Annotated in this window: 21 protein-coding genes; 10 read left to right on the top strand and 11 right to left on the bottom strand. The window is 63.3% G+C overall.

Annotation, left to right across the window (positions count from 1 at the left end; genetic code table 11):
- Positions 1–8 precede the first annotated feature (8 nt).
- Positions 9–1,169 (top strand): alpha-hydroxy acid oxidase, encoded by a 1,161-nt coding sequence (locus O4220_RS23750; RefSeq protein ID WP_269608000.1) that lies wholly within the window; start codon positions 9–11, stop codon positions 1,167–1,169.
- On the opposite strand, the gene O4220_RS23745 is transcribed toward O4220_RS23750, so the two are convergent.
- Positions 1,158–2,513: an alpha/beta hydrolase family protein gene (locus O4220_RS23745; protein WP_269607999.1), complete on the bottom strand. Its 1,356-nt coding sequence runs from the start codon at positions 2,511–2,513 to the stop codon at positions 1,158–1,160. The two genes, O4220_RS23750 and O4220_RS23745, sit on opposite strands and share 12 nt — an antisense overlap.
- 99 nt (positions 2,514–2,612) lie before the next feature.
- Between O4220_RS23745 and O4220_RS23740 the strand changes: the two genes are divergently transcribed.
- On the top strand, positions 2,613–3,215 hold the full coding sequence (locus O4220_RS23740; RefSeq protein WP_269607998.1) for a TetR/AcrR family transcriptional regulator: 603 nt from the start codon (positions 2,613–2,615) through the stop codon (positions 3,213–3,215).
- Positions 3,216–3,239: 24 nt separating this feature from the next.
- Here the strand turns inward: O4220_RS23740 and O4220_RS23735 are convergent, their stop codons facing one another.
- The 4 genes from O4220_RS23735 to O4220_RS23720 form a co-directional block, all read right to left on the bottom strand.
- Positions 3,240–3,992 carry a ferredoxin reductase gene (locus O4220_RS23735; protein ID WP_269607997.1) on the bottom strand — a complete coding sequence of 251 codons (753 nt, stop codon included), beginning with the start codon at positions 3,990–3,992 and terminating at the stop codon, positions 3,240–3,242.
- A gap of 1 nt (position 3,993) precedes the next feature.
- Complete coding sequence (locus O4220_RS23730) at positions 3,994–4,593, bottom strand: sulfite oxidase-like oxidoreductase (RefSeq protein ID WP_269607996.1); 600 nt, start codon at positions 4,591–4,593, stop codon at positions 3,994–3,996.
- A gap of 83 nt (positions 4,594–4,676) precedes the next feature.
- The gene (locus O4220_RS23725; protein ID WP_269607995.1) at positions 4,677–5,453 is read right to left on the bottom strand and encodes an SDR family oxidoreductase; all 777 of its coding nucleotides are present in this window, start codon (positions 5,451–5,453) and stop codon (positions 4,677–4,679) included.
- Positions 5,450–6,301, bottom strand: coding sequence for an SDR family NAD(P)-dependent oxidoreductase (locus tag O4220_RS23720; RefSeq protein ID WP_269607994.1), 852 nt, complete (start codon positions 6,299–6,301; stop codon positions 5,450–5,452). Before O4220_RS23720 ends, O4220_RS23725 begins: the two co-directional genes overlap by 4 nt.
- 117 nt (positions 6,302–6,418) lie before the next feature.
- Here O4220_RS23720 and O4220_RS23715 point away from each other — a divergent pair, with 117 nt between their 5' ends.
- Entirely contained in the window at positions 6,419–7,336 is a 918-nt protein-coding gene (locus O4220_RS23715; protein ID WP_269607993.1) for a LysR family transcriptional regulator, read from the top strand.
- A gap of 12 nt (positions 7,337–7,348) precedes the next feature.
- On the opposite strand, the gene O4220_RS23710 is transcribed toward O4220_RS23715, so the two are convergent.
- Positions 7,349–8,218: a helix-turn-helix transcriptional regulator gene (locus O4220_RS23710; protein WP_269607992.1), complete on the bottom strand. Its 870-nt coding sequence runs from the start codon at positions 8,216–8,218 to the stop codon at positions 7,349–7,351.
- Between the two features lie 101 nt (positions 8,219–8,319).
- Here O4220_RS23710 and O4220_RS23705 point away from each other — a divergent pair, with 101 nt between their 5' ends.
- Positions 8,320–9,015, top strand: a complete 696-nt coding sequence (locus O4220_RS23705) for an SDR family NAD(P)-dependent oxidoreductase (protein WP_269607991.1) — start codon at positions 8,320–8,322, stop codon at positions 9,013–9,015.
- Positions 9,016–9,043: 28 nt separating this feature from the next.
- Here O4220_RS23705 and O4220_RS23700 read toward each other — a convergent pair whose 3' ends face one another.
- Positions 9,044–10,072, bottom strand: coding sequence for an NmrA/HSCARG family protein (locus O4220_RS23700; RefSeq protein ID WP_269607990.1), 1,029 nt, complete (start codon positions 10,070–10,072; stop codon positions 9,044–9,046).
- A 46-nt stretch (positions 10,073–10,118) separates the two neighbouring features.
- Here O4220_RS23700 and O4220_RS23695 point away from each other — a divergent pair, with 46 nt between their 5' ends.
- Entirely contained in the window at positions 10,119–10,439 is a 321-nt protein-coding gene (locus O4220_RS23695) for a winged helix-turn-helix transcriptional regulator (RefSeq protein WP_269607989.1), read from the top strand.
- 3 nt (positions 10,440–10,442) lie between these two features.
- Here O4220_RS23695 and O4220_RS23690 read toward each other — a convergent pair whose 3' ends face one another.
- Positions 10,443–10,943: a MarR family winged helix-turn-helix transcriptional regulator gene (locus O4220_RS23690; RefSeq protein WP_269607987.1), complete on the bottom strand. Its 501-nt coding sequence runs from the start codon at positions 10,941–10,943 to the stop codon at positions 10,443–10,445.
- Positions 10,944–11,122: 179 nt separating this feature from the next.
- On the opposite strand from O4220_RS23690, the gene O4220_RS23685 reads away from it, so the two are divergent.
- Positions 11,123–11,506, top strand: coding sequence for a Rid family hydrolase (locus O4220_RS23685; RefSeq protein WP_420030456.1), 384 nt, complete (start codon positions 11,123–11,125; stop codon positions 11,504–11,506).
- A 93-nt stretch (positions 11,507–11,599) separates the two neighbouring features.
- A complete protein-coding gene (locus O4220_RS23680) occupies positions 11,600–12,007 on the top strand; it encodes a DoxX family protein (RefSeq protein ID WP_269607984.1) in 408 nt (135 codons plus the stop codon).
- 22 nt (positions 12,008–12,029) lie between these two features.
- On the opposite strand, the gene O4220_RS23675 is transcribed toward O4220_RS23680, so the two are convergent.
- Positions 12,030–12,833 carry a DUF4239 domain-containing protein gene (locus O4220_RS23675; RefSeq protein ID WP_269607983.1) on the bottom strand — a complete coding sequence of 268 codons (804 nt, stop codon included), beginning with the start codon at positions 12,831–12,833 and terminating at the stop codon, positions 12,030–12,032.
- A gap of 634 nt (positions 12,834–13,467) precedes the next feature.
- Here O4220_RS23675 and O4220_RS23670 point away from each other — a divergent pair.
- The gene (locus O4220_RS23670) at positions 13,468–13,998 is read left to right on the top strand and encodes a tripartite tricarboxylate transporter substrate-binding protein (protein WP_269607982.1); all 531 of its coding nucleotides are present in this window, start codon (positions 13,468–13,470) and stop codon (positions 13,996–13,998) included.
- 9 nt (positions 13,999–14,007) lie between these two features.
- Here the strand turns inward: O4220_RS23670 and O4220_RS23665 are convergent, their stop codons facing one another.
- Complete coding sequence (locus tag O4220_RS23665) at positions 14,008–14,583, bottom strand: GNAT family N-acetyltransferase (protein ID WP_269607981.1); 576 nt, start codon at positions 14,581–14,583, stop codon at positions 14,008–14,010.
- A gap of 143 nt (positions 14,584–14,726) precedes the next feature.
- Here O4220_RS23665 and O4220_RS23660 point away from each other — a divergent pair, with 143 nt between their 5' ends.
- On the top strand, positions 14,727–15,215 hold the full coding sequence (locus tag O4220_RS23660; protein WP_269607979.1) for a nucleoside deaminase: 489 nt from the start codon (positions 14,727–14,729) through the stop codon (positions 15,213–15,215).
- Entirely contained in the window at positions 15,215–15,472 is a 258-nt protein-coding gene (locus O4220_RS27960) for an epoxide hydrolase N-terminal domain-containing protein (RefSeq protein ID WP_420030453.1), read from the top strand. Before O4220_RS23660 ends, O4220_RS27960 begins: the two co-directional genes overlap by 1 nt.
- A gap of 210 nt (positions 15,473–15,682) precedes the next feature.
- Here the strand turns inward: O4220_RS27960 and O4220_RS23650 are convergent, their stop codons facing one another.
- Positions 15,683–15,838: a hypothetical protein gene (locus O4220_RS23650; RefSeq protein WP_269607976.1), complete on the bottom strand. Its 156-nt coding sequence runs from the start codon at positions 15,836–15,838 to the stop codon at positions 15,683–15,685.
- Between the last annotated feature and the right edge of the window lie 78 nt (positions 15,839–15,916).

The raw sequence follows: 15,916 nt of genomic DNA, 5'->3' as shown, positions 1-15,916 counted from the left end.
TCCTCGAAATGCGGTCGAGAGAAGTCGATCTCGTCGAACGACGCCTGTCTCGCGCGCACACCATCGCCGATCTCGCCGAGATTGCACGACGCCGTACTCCGCGATCGGTGTTCGAGTATGTCTCGGGTGGTGCCGAGGGCGAGGTCGGCATCGCTCGAGCTCGTGAGGCGTACCGACGAATCGAGTTCAGACCTCACGTGCTGCGTGATGTGAGCGCAGTCGATACGTCGACGTCGATCTTGGGTAGGAAGGCTGCGCTCCCGTTGATCCTCGCCCCGACCGGTTTCACCAGAATGATGCACCATGAAGGCGAAACTGCCGTGGCCCGGGCAGCCGCGACGGCAGGTGTGCCGTACGCACTCTCGACCATGGGCACCGCATCGATCGAGGACGTGACGAGGACGGCACCGACCGGTGCCAATTGGTTTCAGCTGTATCTGTGGAAGGACCGGGCGGCCAGCAAGGACCTCGTCGAACGAGCTGTCCAGGCCGGGGTCGACGTACTGGTTCTCACCGTGGACACACCAGTTCCCGGTAACCGCCTGCGCGATGTCCGCAACGGGATGACCATCCCACCGACACTGAACATGCGCACCCTTACCGACATGACGCGGCACCCCAGTTGGTGGATGAATCTGTTGACCACCGAACCGCTGGAATTCGCGAATCTGACGTCCTTCGAGGGCACCGTCGGCGATCTGGTGCAGAGCATGTTCGACCCCTCGCTGAGTTTCACCGATCTCGAATGGCTGCGCTCCGAATGGCCGGGAAAGCTTGTGGTCAAGGGGATTCAGGATGTCGCCGACGCGCGCGACGTCGTCGGTGCCGGTGCGGATGCGTTGGTGGTGTCCAATCATGGCGGTCGTCAGCTCGACCGCGCCCCGACCCCTCTCGAATTGCTACCGCAGGTCGTCGATGCGGTCGGATCCGATGCAGAGGTGTACGTGGACACCGGAATCACGACCGGATCCGATCTGATCGCAGCTGTGGGGTTGGGAGCCACGGGCGCAATGGTGGGGCGTGCGTATCTGTACGGACTGATGGCCGGCGGGCAGCGGGGCGTCACCTCGGCACTCGAGATATTCCAGTCGGAGGCGACTCGGACGATGCAGCTGATGGGCGCACGGTCGTTGGCGGACGTTCGAGGACGAGTGACTTTACGGAGATAGCTCGGCAGTGGTCGACGGGCTCAGTAGATGCTCGCGAAGGAATCGAGTCGAGAGTGCAGACCAATGTTCTGCGTTGCCCATCGCACAGTGGTCGTCGTCCGCGTACAGCACCAATTGAGCGTTCGGTGCCTCGACGGCGAGCTCGATCGAGTCGCGGGTACTGGCCAGAGTGTCCTCGGCCCCATTGATCACCAACAGCGGGATGTCGATATCCCGGTAGCGATGCCGTAGGGACATCTTCGAAGTCTTGCGCGCCAAGTCCAGTATTCCGGTCGCACCGAGTGTGCGGATGAGCGTCGATATCATCACCTCGGGCATCCCGATCGAGTTGATCGCACCGAAACTGCGGTGAGTCAGCGGACCGTTGGACACCGCCACTTTCAATCGTGAATCCGACGCGGCCATGCGTGCGGACCAGTATCCGCCGAAACTGAAGCCCATCATGCCGATTCGGTCCGGGTCGACGCGCTGATCGGCTGCGAGGAAGTCGATCACTGCCGAGTACACGTTCTCGGACGCAGCTGTCATGGGGTCGTCGTACGAGTAGGTTCCGGGCATTTCCATGACGAACGTGCCCAGTCCTGCATCCCGTTGCGCCAGTAGGGGTAGCAGTGTTTCGGCGACAGTCCCCTCCAGGCCGTTCGTAACCAGGACCGTCGGAATGTGTTTCGCGTTCAGCGGTAGCGCGAGAATTCCGTGTACCCGGTCGGAGGTACCGGGCAGGGCGATGTCGACTACTTCCACGACGTACCCCATGACCGGTGCGAGAGCGAGTAACAGAGACTCCGACAATCGAGTAGATCTGCGATAGGCGTCCTGGCGTTGCGGCGTCCCGCCCGGCCATGCGGCGACGAAGTAGTACACCAACGCCTTGATCAACCCATCGACAGCGACCGCCGCGTCGGATGCGTCGGGATGCTCGGCAATGAATCGTGCGGTCGCGTGTGGATCGGCAACCGTTCCGCGGTCGGCAAGGATCGACGCCGCTGGGGCAAGTACGCCGCCCAATTCGGAAAGTAGCGCGCCGGTCGGAGCCTCTGTGTCGAGCAGCCGGGTACTGACGGGCGCACTCAACCGTGACAGGGCCGCATCGGCGCGATCGAGGTGCTCGGTGGCGAAAGTCGACCAGTAGGAAACCCATAGGTCGTCCTCGAAGGAGCGGCATCGAGCCAACTGGCCGCGGAACTCGTCATCGGGTATGCCCCCGAGGTGGGTGAAACGGTCCACGAACAGACGAGGCAGAAACGGCGCGACGCCGCGGGCATATGAGGCCCTTTCGGTGGTGTGGGTCAATGCTCTCGCGCTGACTGTTGCCCTCTGTCCCCATTCGATCAACGATGCCATCGTGTAGCTCCCCATCCCTTAACGCAGATTAATCTGCTTTAGACGCACGGTAGGGTGCCGGATCGGTAAATGCAAGACTTTCTGCTTTAGCCTTGGGGTGTGGAGCAGACACCTACCGATCCTGAAGTACGGCGGCGACCCGGCGGTCGAGCCGCACAGGTGACGGAAGCTGTCCACGAGGCTGTGCTCGCTGCCGTCGTGGAGGTCGGTGTCGACAAGGTCGGCATTCCTGATATCAGTCGTCGGGCCGGAGTGCGTGACACCACGATCTACCGGCGGTGGGTGACGCGAGAGAATCTGATCCTCGACGTACTGCTCACCGGCAGCGAGCGCACCTTGGTGGTACCCGACACGGGCACTCTTCGCGACGACCTGACCTCATTCGCAACCGCACTCGACGGATACCTGGAATCTGCTGTCGGACAAGGTTTACTCCGAGTTTTCGCCTCGATCACAGACTCGCCGGAGATCGCCGAGTCACGCAAGATGTTCTGGCAAGAACGATTCCGGTCCGTCGCGGTTGTCTTCGAACGCGCGTCAGCACGGGGCGAGACAGCGGCGGATGTCGATGCTCGCGCCGCCATCGAACTACTGATCGCCCCGATTCATTTCCGCCATTTGCTCAGCCGTCAACCCTGCGATCGCGAATTCGTCGACAGCCTGGTGAGTGCCGTGATCGGCTACTGCGAAACAGCGTCGTGAGCGGTGCCGAGCCGATGGCCTCCCTCAGCTCGGTCCGAAACGCTCTGTTCGGATATTCGCTGCCGAGTGACCCCGAGCCACCAGCATGTCGGCCACCGTATCGACGAAGCTCGTGGGGCCGCAGATATAGCAACGCGGCTCGAACTCCGCCGGCCATCCGTGAGCATCGATGTCTTCCAACGTGATCCGGCCGAGTGGCCGTGCGTTGCCGGCTGGTGCACGCCGCGTGTGGATCAGGGTGACGTCCACTCCCGCCGGAGGGCGAGCCCACTCGTCCGCGAAGTAGACCTCCGCAGGTTCGCGCACGGAGTACAGCACCCGGAATGGCACCGGTCCGCCCGTCGCGGATGCCTGCGCCCGAACCATCGCGCGGAGCGGGACGATGCCGGAACCGCCGCCCACCAACAGAATCGGGGGAGACGGGGGCTCCGACGGTCGTGACGGCCGCCAGACGAACCATCGACCCACCGGCCCGCGGAGTTCGATGCGATCGCCGACCTCGACGGACTCGACCAAGTAGGGCGACACCTCGCCGTCCTCGACGTTCTGGACGGCTATCTCGATGCGCGAGGTGCCGTCGGGTGCCGACGCCAGGGAATAGCTTCGCTGCGCGCTGTAACCGTCCTCGGCGGTGAGCTTGACGTCCACGTGCTGTCCGGCGAGATGGCCGGGCCACCCGTCTACGTCCAGAACGAGGGTCGACGCGGTGGGTGTCTCACGCCGCACGGCCACCGCCGTGGCAACGAGCCAGGGTTTCGCCCCAGCCGTCGATGTCACGTCAGTCGCCCTGGTACCGCTGCTCGCGCCACGGATCTCCGTAGTCGTGGTACCCGCCGCGCTCCCAGAAGCCCTGTTCGTTCTCCAGGGTGAGTTCGATGCGTGAGATCCATTTGGCCGATTTCCAGAAATACAGATGCGGAACGAGAAGCCTTGCCGGACCGCCGTGTTCGCGAGCAAGGGGAGCGCCGTCGAACTCGGTGACCAGCCAGGCCTTGCCATCCCTGAGGTCCTCGAGGGGGAGATTGGTGGTGTAGCCGTCGAAGCCGTGCACCACGACGTACCCGGCATCGGTGTCGAGACCGTCCAACAGAACGTCCAGGCTCACGCCCTTCCAGGTGGTGTCGAGCTTCGACCACTTGGTGACGCAATGGATGTCGACGGTGGGAGTCTCGTGCGGAAGTGCCGCGAATTCGTCCCAGCTCCACGTGCGAGCATCGCCGCGTTCGGTGGTGACCGAGAACGACCACGTGTCGGTCGCGACCACGGGCGCGGGTCCGATCGCGAGGACCGGAAAATCCTTGGTCAGATACTGACCGGGGGGAGTGCGCCCGTCGTCGCCGGGTCGGCGACCGACGAAGCCCTTCGAGATCAGTGCCATGGTGACGAATTGTGCGCTCGTGGTCGGGAGTCTGACAAGTCAGGACGCGTTCGGTCGAAGTAGCCCATGGTCAGAGAAACGGGTCAGGCGATCCCGCCATTGGCGTACACGACCTGACCATTGATCCATCGAGCAGGACCGGCCAGGTAGGCGACGGTCTCGGCGATATCCTCCGGTCGACCCAGTCTTTCGAGCGGTGTCATCTTCTCCATCGCATCGATCGTTTCTCGGGGTTTGCCGTCGAGAAAGAGCGGAGTCGCGGTGGGCCCGGGGGCGACGGCGTTCACTGTGATGTCGCGTCCGCGCAGCTCTTTGGCGAGAATCGGGGTCAACGCGTCGACGGCGCCTTTGGTTGCTGCGTAAGCACCGTAAGCGGGCAAGGCCAGCTTGACCACCGAGCTGGAGAAGTTCACGATGGCACCGCCTGCGCGGACGCGTCGTGCAGCCGATTGGCTCACCACGAACGAGCCGCGCACGTTGGTTCGGTGCATGCGGTCGAAATCCTCGAACGACATGTCGACGAGCGGAGACAACAGCATGATCCCGGCGGTGTGGACGACGACGTCCACTCCACCGAAGGTGGACTCGAGTTCGGCGAACATTGCCGCGGTCGAATTCTCGTCGGCGACATCGGCAGACAGTAAGACCGCCTCACCGCCTGCGGCGACAACCGCATCGGCGGTCGCCGCAGCTCGCTCGCGGTTGCCCGAGTAGTGTACACCGACCGCCATGCCGTCGGCTCCGAGTCGGGTGGCGACGGCGCGTCCGATGCCGCCGGAAGCGCCCGTGACCAGGGCCACCCGGCGGTCGGTGGATCGAGTGTCTCTCTCGCGGGTCGGGTCTGTCGACCGTTCCGTCATAGATGCTCTCCTTGGATTGTTGCGGTATGTGCACTGTGTCCGAACGCGGCCAGAGCCGTGGGCTGCCACCGCCACCAGGTGTCGAGTCGATCCTGATAGATGGGGACGATGTCGTTGTAGGTCTTGCCGAGAAACAGGCGGTGCGGCGCGCGGTCGGTGTCGACGAGTTGCAGGATCGCTGCGGACGTCGCGGCGGGGTCGCCGACGTCGAAACCTCCTGCCGTCGCAGCTCGCACAACGTCGTACGCACTGTCGACCGCACTGGTTCGTGAGCCGGTGGCAAGCCAGTCGGTGTCGTACGGTCCTGGTTCGACGTTGGTCACCTGGATTCCGAATTGTTCGACTTCCTGCCAGAGAGATTCGGACAAACCCTCGAGCGCCCACTTGGACGCGTGATAGGCACCGATTCCCGGGAATGCCCGGACACCGCCCTCGCTCGTGATCTGCAGAATGCGTCCCGAACGTTGTGCACGCATGATCGGAAGGACCGCTTGCGTGACCCATAGTGCTCCGAAGAAGTTGGTCTCCAGCTGAGACCGTATTTCCGTTTCGGTGAGTTCCTCGACCATGCCGAAGTGCCCATATCCCGCATTGTTGATCAACACATCGATGGTTCCGAAATGCTCCGCTGCCTGCCGCACCGTCGCGAACACCGCGTCGCGGTCGGTGACGTCGAGCTGTATCGACAAAACATCACTTCCGTACTCGGCGGCCAGAGGCTCGAGATCGGCGGGGTTGCGTGCGGTCGCGACGACGCGATCACCGCGTTCGAGCGCGGCCTGCGCCCATAGGCGACCGAACCCCTTGGACGAGCCGGTGATGAACCACGTTTTGTTGCTGACAGCCACTCTCGCACTTCCTTTCGTCGGTGTAGTCAGCGTGCGCTTCTGCCAGCCATTCCACCAGCGATAGTTACGCATATCAGGTATGCGGTATTCACATGGCCGATGTGGTCGAATGAAGGGGTGGCGGAATGGAGTCTGAGCGGACTGCGGGTGGTACGCGTGGTGTTCGAGACCGGATCGTTCACTGCCGCAGCTCAGATTCTGGGTTACACGCAGTCGGCGATCTCTCGGCAGGTCGCATCGATGGAAGCGGCCGCGGGATCGACCTTGTTCGAGCGCGGTGCGCGTGGAGTGCGGCCGACAGCAGCGGGGACACTAGTGGCGGCGCGCGCGGCGACCGTGTTGCACGAGATCGACGCGGCGACCCGCGAGCTCACCGAAGCCGAGAATCTACTCACCGGAACTGTGTCGATAGGGGCATTCCCCACCGCGGCAATGGTTCTCGTGCCGCGCGCGATAGCCCGAGTTCGACACTCGCACTCGGAACTCGCTGTCGAAATCGTCGAGAGTTCGACCCCGGCGCAGCTGCGACAATTGCGCGCCGGACGCATCGACGTGGCAGTGATCGCTGTCGGCGACGGGCTTGCCGCTTACGACCTGAAGGGATTGCGCGTCGACACAGTGATCGACGGAAAGCTCTTGCTGGCAGTCGGAGTTGAGCACAGGCTTGCGCACCAAGGTCGAACACACGTCGACGAACTCGCACGTGAATCATGGATCGTCGGCAAAGGTGCCCGCAACGACCCACAATTCGGGGCATGGCCCACCTTGCCGAACCCGCGAGTCGCTGCGCGAATTCGGGAGTGGACTGCCCGTCTCGGCTGTGTCGCAGCAGGATTGGGCATCACAGTCATACCCGAAATCGCAGCAGCCACAGTGCCGGACGGTGTCACCACGGTGCAGGTCGATGATCCCGCGTGGAGTGGGAGGACGACCTGCGCGCTAACTCTGCCGCACCGTACGAACTCGACGAGCGCAGTCGTCGACTCGCTCCTCGTCGAAGCCCGCAGAATACGAGCCGAGAACCGAGACTTTTGACGACTCTGCGCCTCAGGCGAATTCGGTCGTGGCCACGCTGCCGGCGATCGTGGCCAGGCGTAGCTTGGTCTCGTCCTCCGAACCGGGGGCGGCAGTCATGATGACGATCTTCAGCTCCGCGTCACCGTCGGTGAGTACGTCGCAGTCGACGGTGATCGGTCCAACCGTCGGGTGGTGGACTACTTTGTGATCCTCGCGATGTGAACCGACGGCACCGACGGACCACAACGCCTCGAATTCTGAGTTGCCGACGCGCAACTCATCGATCAACCCCCTCAGCCTCGAGTCGTGGGGAAACCGCCCGGTGGCCCGCCGAAGGTCTGACACGACTGCCGCCCGAACCGCTTCTTCGCCACCGGACGGCGTCACCGGCCAGGCGGACATCCGCGGTGTGTCTGCGCCGGCAGGGAAGCATTCACGAGCGAAGTTTCGCCTGGCAGGGGCGACGGACAACGGATCGCCGACCAGCGCGGCCCAACTTCGGTTCCACCACAGCAGTTGCCAGTCGGCTGCGAACACGGCAACCGCACCCTCGTGGAGCCGGCCGACCACCCGCCTGACTCCGGGCGGAATGTGGTCGGAGATGGTGCCGTCGGCCGGCGGAATGTGACCGGCCAAGCGGTAGAGATGGTCTCGCTCGGGCACGGTCAGCTGGAGGGCACGCGCCATGGACGACACCACCTGGACGGACGGGGTTTTCGCTCGCCCCTGTTCGAGCCGCACGATGTAGTCCACGGAAATACCCGCGAGATCGGCGAGGTCCTCCCGCCTGAGCCCCGCGGCCCGGCGTGAACGTCCGGTCGGTAGACCGACAGCATCGGGTGAGAGTCGATCACGCCATGATCTGATCGTCGCGCCGAGTCCGTCCGTTGTCGAGGTCACGGTTCCATTGTCGCTCTTCGGGCGTGTATCAGGGTGGTACCGATTTTCCTACCGTCGAGGAGTGCCTGGAACGAGCCTTGGTCGCCCTGAACACTGGGGATATGACCATCACATTCATCACCGGAGCAAACAAGGGCCTCGGCTACGAAACGGCCCGACGACTGATCGATCGGGGCCACACCGTCATTCTCGGAGCACGTGATGCCGAGCGGGGTAGGACTGCTGCCGCAGCAGTGGGGGCTCGGTTCGTGCAGATCGACGTCACCGATGCCGAATCCGTCGCAGCTGCAGCTGCGGACGTACAAGGCCAGGAGGGGGTTGTCGACGTACTGATCAACAATGCCGGCATCGCCGGACCGCACAGCGCCGTCGACGAGTTGACCGCCGAGGACGTGTTGTCGGTTCTCGACGTGAACGTTCTCGGAATCGTCCGCACGACAGCAGCGTTCCTTCCGTTGCTACGGATCTCGACCGATCCCGTCATCGTCAATGTCAGTAGTGGGATGGGGTCTTTCGCAGCAACACACGATCCGTCTCGCGTCGAATCCAGCGTGGTTGCTCCGGCCTACACTGCGTCGAAGTCGGCTGTCACGATGCTGACGACCCAATATGCCAAGGGCCTCGACGATATTCGTATCAATGCCGCCGATCCTGGCTATACCGCAACCGAATTCAACGGAAACAGCGGGCCGCAGACGGTCACCGAGGGGACCGACGCCATCGTCCGACTGGCGACCGAAGGACCGGGCTACGGGTCCGGGCGGTTCATCGATCGGTACGGAACCGTCAGCTGGTGACCGTTGGTGCCGTAGATCGATGTCGCTGTCAGCGCAGACCGACGTCGCCGCTCGACGGGCGAGTGGCGGCGTCGATGATGTCGGGACCGCGGGTCGCCAACCAGTCCTCGAATCGAAGCAGAAACGGAAACGTGTGCCTCAGCTCCGTGAGGTCGGCACGCCCGGCCAAACTTCCGTCGTCGACGGCGGCTGCCAATCTACCCAGCACGTCGTTCTGTTCAAGGACGGACGGGTTCATTCGTTGGTACTCGATGGGGCGTTCCAGTGCTGTGCTGAAGTGTTGTGCCAGTTGATTTCCGGTGAGCGCGTCTCCGGCGATGTCGAGACTGCAGTGCCTGAATTCGCCAGGTGCCGAAAAGATGTGGGCAGCAATGAGTCCGATGTCGCGCACCGCGATGAACTGCATCGGTTGGGTGTCGCCCATCAGAAAGGAGAAACGACCGTCAGCGAGACCCATGCCGGGGAGCAGGAGAATCTCCATGAAGCTGGACGGGCGGATGACAGTGCTCGGAATGTCGAGCCCGCCGATATGTGCCTCGATGCGTGCTTTGGTGTCGAAGTGTCCGATGCCGGTGGGTGTCGACCTCGCAGCGATCGCGGAGCTGTACACGAGGTGTTCGACCCCCGCGGCCCTGGCGGTGTCGGCGACCGAGATTCCGTACGCCACCTCGTCGTCGTCGGTGACCTCGGACCCGGCCTGTCCGGAACTGGGTTGGACGCTGAACACCCCGTGGGCACCGGTGAACGCCGACCGAAGCGATGTCGGGTCGGCAAGGTCGCCTCCGACCGTCTCGATCCCGGTGGCCGCGAGTCGCCGGGCCCGCGAGCTCGACGGATCACGCACCACGGCGCGAACCCTCCACCCGGCTTCGAGCAGGGCCGCGGCCACTGACCCACCCTGCTGCCCGGTTGCACCCAATACGGTGATCACCCTGTCGACGGCTGCCGTCCGATGGGTGAGTTGCTGCTCGTTCACGGTTTCTCCTACCGCGACATGCGTCCGAGACTCGGCCTGTTCTCGGCATTCGATGCCGCCCGCACCGAACGCTAGTGTCATGACGCCTACCATTTGGTAGGCGTTCGTTCACGACAGTGAGGTTCCTATGCGCGATGTGTTGCCCGCCGCGGCCGACTGCTTCGTCAGGCTCGGCGTCGAGCTGATCGCGCATCAGTGGGACGCGGTAGTCCTCACTGCATTGAGGTCCGGACCGACTCGACGCGTCGACCTGGTGTCGATGATCGGCGGTATCAGCGACAAGTCTCTACACGAATCGATGAAACGCCTGCGCACGTTCCGATTGGTCGAGAAGGACGACGTCGGTGGGATGCACCGGTTGACCGAGACCGGGGAGTCGTTTGCGAACGGGCCGTTGCTGGCGCTGGCGCAATGGGCAGAGTCCCATCACCGTGTGCTGAACTCGTAGTTTTCAGTTCAGGTCATCCGGTCGTATTCGTAGCTTTGCTGCGATGCGAGCCAACGCTCGGTGATCGGTCTGGGTGAGCGGGTCGAGTACGAAGTCGCGCACTGCGCGTACGTGAATCGGTGCCGCGGCTACGACGACGTCGTAGCCGGCGTCGGTGAGTTCGGCAGTGGTGACACGGCCGTCTTCGGGATCGGTCGATCGAACCACCCAGCCGCGCTGCTCGAAACGCTTGACCACATTCGACAGACGGGACAGCGATCCGTTTGTCAGATATGCCAATTCGCTCATTCGCAGCCGATGCCCGGGCGTCTCGGAGATATGGCTCAGCGTCAAGTATTCGAAGAGGGTGAGTCCTGACTCCTGCTGCAGCGGAGACTCCAATCGGCCTGGTAGTAACAGGATCAGCGAGACCAAGCCGGTCCAGGCGGCCTTCTCGTCTGCGGTCAACCAGGGGTGTTGTTCGGATGAGTCCGGATCTGCATCCGCCGGGTCTGTGGTCGCCATATCGGCATCCTACTCGAGCGCATTCACTTCATGCGTGAAGTAACTGTGCTACGTTTACTTCACGCATGAAGTTCTGGACGAGCGGCACACGAGAAGCTCGCCAGCTATTCGAGGAGATAGCCGTGAATACTGCAGAATTCTTCGTCACCCCGGGTTACGGCGACACGCAACTCGCCGACATGCGATACAGCCAAGCTGTCCGCATCGGAGATCGGGTCGATACGTCCGGTCAGGGTGGCTGGGACGACGAGTTCCACTTTCCGGCAACACTCGAAGACGAGATCGTGCGCGCGTTCGACAACGTGGAGAGGACGCTGGTAACGGCGGGAGCCACGTGGAACGACGTCGTATCTGTTGTCTCGTACCATATTCCGGAGTCCGAGGTGTCCATCGGCGACGAGCACAACCGGGTCATGGTGGAGCAGTTCGAGAGGCGGATGGGCAATCGCGCCCCGATCTGGACTCAGATCGGGGTGAGCGCGCTCGGTGCCCCGATGATGCGGGTGGAAATAGCTGTCACGGCAGTGGTGGGTTCGCACCCGAGTGTTCATGATCGAGGCTGAAGCAGTCCTGGTGACATCCTCGCGCCGGTGAGTTTTCGTACCGATGGCAGTCGATACCGGCGACACCTCAAATATCGAGCATCGGAGAACATCATGACCGTGACGACTACCCCTGCGACCAACTCGCGGAGCGCAGCCCGCGTGGGCTGGGTCCTGACAGGCCTGCTTGCGCTGTTTCTGATCTTCGATATCGTCGGCAAATTGCTGAATGTGCAGCAGGTGAAAGATGCGACGCTCGAATTGGGGCTGCGCGACGAGATGACGCCCGTCATCGGCATCGTATTACTGGCGTGCCTGGTTCTGTACGTGGTGCCGCGCACCGCATTTCTCGGGGCGGTTCTCCTGACCGGATATCTCGGTGGTGCCGTCCTCACCAATTGGCGAGTGGACAAGCCGTTGTTCAGCACGGTCTTGTTCGCGGTGTACGTCGGAGTTCTCGCTTGGGGCGCGCTGTATCTGCGTGATCCGAAGGTGCGTCAGGTCATGCCGATCGTGCGGTAGTGGGTGCTGCGCATGCGGCGGGTCAGGTGGGGTTGCCGGACTCGTCGCACGGGACCGGGTGGCCGTCGTCGATGAACTGCAGTGTCACGTTCATCTCGGTGGGTTGGATGCTGCCCGACCAATCGGAGTACGGGTGGTCGAGAAACGCGACGACGACCAGAGCCGAGGCCACGAGCGCCGATACGAACGCGATCGGAACCGCCTGTACTACAGCGGATTCGCGGCGATCCGCCTGCACGCACATGTACGAGAGTATTGCCGATGCTCCGATGCCCAGCACGATCCACAGCGGAAACGGAACCGATGGTGTTGCCTCGGCCAGCCGGTCGCGGCGACCGTCGCGGCGTTCGGCTTGCTGATCGAACCACTGTCCGTAAGCCGCCTCCTGTGAGGCACCTTCCGGTGTGGTGGCCGCAAAATCCTGGGCCATGGTGTCCACCCAGTGATTGACTGTGGGGGATGTTTCACTGCGCGCCATCGCAGACCATTCGTTCGAGACGACAGCACGGCTGTAGCAGATGAGGCTGCCGTGCAACTTCTCACCGTCGTGCCCTTCGAGGACATCGGCCACATTGTGCAGCTCCGTCACGGCAACGGCTTCGACGCTGGCCCCATTGCTCGCGCGCTGGTAACTCTGCAGTGCGAAGAAAATGGTGAATGCCAGCAGGACGGAGAACATCGTTCCGATGACCGTCAACGCACCGGCTGCACGAGTGCTGTCGATGAACCATCCCGGGTCGGGAGCTCGGGTGCGGGCAGCGAGTTTGGCCGTCACGGCCAACACCACGACGAGTACGACGATCAGACCCAGTATCCAGCTCGGCACTGCGCAACTGTAGGTGAGTGCGCGCCCGTGCGTCGGTGGAATCGTGTACTCGTCGCGCGCGGGTAGTTGCCGGTTTGTCCGGACGTCGTTTTGCTCCGCCCCGTATCACTGCATCCTAGAGTTGGTGGAAGCAGCGACCGCTGTGCAGGACCGGGCTTGGGGGCGATGCTGTGATCGCGAAGAAATCGATGTTCGGCGTCATGATCGCGGCCACCCTCGTGTTGACCGGATGTACCGATTCCGGACCCAGCGCCGATCCTGCATCTACTTCCGATTCGGTGCCCTATCCCGACGGCCCAGTAACGATGACGGCGGGAGCCGATCCCGGCAGTGGCTTCGACCTCACCATACGTTCGGTCGTGGATGCCCTGCGGACGGAGAAGATCGTCGAAACAGCTCTGCCGGTGCAGAATCGACCCGGCGGGAGTGGTGCCGACTACCTCGCCACGATGGTCGAGGACCATCGGAGCGCCGACGATCAGCTTGCGGTGACGTCGTTGTCGATGATGGTGAATCAGGCGAGCGGGGTGTCGAAATACGGCAAAGACGACGTCACGATGATCGCCCGATTGATGACCGAGTACTACGTCGTCGTCACGCGTCCGGCAGTCCTCTCTCCGACCTTCGCGGAGTCATGGCTGCAGTGGCGTCCAACCCATCGGGCGTCGTGGTCGGTGCGGCCCACGATGACGAGTTGCCTTTCTCTCTTTTGGTGTCGGCAGCCGGCGGCGACCCGTCCGCCGTCCGCTACGTCACCCAGGAGGGTGGCCGCGAACAGATCGCTGCACTTCTGGGCGGTGAGATCGACGTGGCCATCGGTGGTGTCAGTGAATTCGTCGATCGACTGGCATCCGGGGACCTCGAAGGTATCGGCGTTCTGGCCGACAATCGGATCCCCGGTTTCGACGTTCCCACCGCACGAGAGCTGGGATTCGATGTGACGCTGTCGAATTGGCGCGGACTGTACGGGCCACCGGACATGCCCGTCGGCGCGGTCGACTACTGGCGGGCGGCGCTGGGGAAGATGGTGGATACGCCCACCTGGAAACAGATCGCGGAGCGCAGCAAATTCACGACGACTTTCACGATCGGCGAGGAGTTCGAAACGTTCCTGGCCGAGACCCAGAAGGATGTGGAGACCGGATTGCAAGCGGCACCGCGGTGAGCGCTTGCCCTAGTGGCGCAGGTCTTTTCGCATGATCACCCGATGGAAGCCACCCGACACCGACGTTGTTTCGACGGCGAACTCGAAGCCCGCCGATTCGAACAGTCGGCGTGTGCCCACGTATGCCATGGTGAGATCGACTCTTCGGCCCTCGTTGTCGACCGGGTACCCCTCGACCGCCGGGGCACCATGGTCGTCCGCGAACCGAACGGCACCGTCCAACAACGCATGTGCGATTCCGCGTTTTCGGTGGCCGGCCTTGACCCGGAAGCACCAGACCGTCCAGACCGGCAGATCGTCGACGTGCGGAATCTTGTTCGACCGCGCGAACGGTAACTCCGAGCGCGGTGCAACAGCCGCCCAGCCGACCACCTCGTCGCCGTCGTAGGCCAGTACCCCCGGCGCGACTGTTCGACGGGTCAGCTTCTTCACGTACTCGGCGCGTTCGGGACCGACGAGTGCCCTGTTGGTCGCAGAATCGATTCGGTAGCTCAGGCACCAGCAGACCGAGGACGTCGGGTTCTTCGGGCCGAGGATTTCACGCAGATCCGCGAACGACGTGGCCGGCCGTATCGAGAAGCTCACCAGCCGACCATACCGAGCATCGATGGATGGTGCCCCGGAACAGTCAACCGGTTTTCGGACGAACCGGCCCGGAGTTTCCGCGTCTCGACCCGGTACGGTCGTGGCGTGGACACTTCGATCGTCGACGCACCCGGCGGTGCCCTGTGAGTATCTCCTCGAGCGACCGTGCATTCCTTGCCCGTGCTGTGGACTTGGCGGCGGACGCAGTGCAGACGGGCAACGATCCGTTCGGATCGGTACTCGTCTCGGAGGGCGGGGAAGTGTTGGCCGAGGACAGGAATCGGGTCGGCGACCGAAACGATCCCACCCAACATCCCGAGATCGCTCTGTCGCGGTGGGCTGCGACCAATCTGAGCCCCGATCAGCGTCGATCGGCGACGGTCTACACCTCCGGTGAGCACTGTGTGATGTGCGCTGCGAGCCACGGAATAGTGGGGCTCGGCCGCATTGTCTACGCCACGTCGACCGCTCAATTGCTCACCTGGCTGCGAGAATTCGGCGCTACTCCACTCGCGATCTCGCCGACGCCCATCGAGCAGATCGTGCCGGGGATCGTGGTCGACGGGCCTGACGCCGAGTTCAGCGACGCTGTCCGCGAACTGCACAGGCAACGTCACGCGTCTGCGCAGTAGTGGGGAGCGGAGGCGGGCAACGCATCCGCTACCTGCACGTGCGGTCGTCGCGCGCAGACTCCACTCCCATCCTGCTGTGCCACGGGTGGCCGGGTTATTATCTCGAGCTCCTCGATCTCGTTCCACTGCTGACCGAGCCGGACGATGCCGACCTTCGGGCCTTCGACGTGATCGTGCCGTCCGTGCCCGGATTTGCTTTCCCACACCACTGTCCGACCGCGGTTGAAGTACTCGCCCACGTCACCTGTACTGGCTGACCCGCAGCGCCGGTAGCGCCGCTCACACCGTGTACGCGTCGGACCGCGGAGCCTGGGGCGATCAGCAGTCGAAGCCGTCGCAACCGGTCGGTGCCATCATGTTTGCGCACGACATCGGAATCAGACACCTTGCGGCGAGTGATCGATCGATGGGCAACGCGCCGAACGCTGCCGTCCGACTCGGCCGATCGGTAACGATCGGCCGAAGGCTCAGTTCTGTGGATCTGTGTCCGTCGGAGGGTGGGGCACGTTCTCTTCGTCCACGTGCGCGCCTTCGACGGCATCGGTCTCGGGCGTGGGTTCCCGCGGACCGTCATTGCTGCCGTGGGACGGGACTGCTTCGCTTGCGTCGCTCGGCATCGTCATGGAATCTCCTATGGGTCGGGGCGACTGGTCGCCGGTATCAGGACATTGTGGGAGTGCCCCGCCGAGCGCGGAACTACA

It is taken from the genome of Rhodococcus ruber (assembly GCF_027270735.1).
Lineage (GTDB): Bacteria > Actinomycetota > Actinomycetes > Mycobacteriales > Mycobacteriaceae > Rhodococcoides > Rhodococcoides rubrum_A.
The sequence above is the reverse complement of the archived record's forward strand: the minus strand, read 5'-3'. Positions and strand labels throughout refer to the sequence as shown.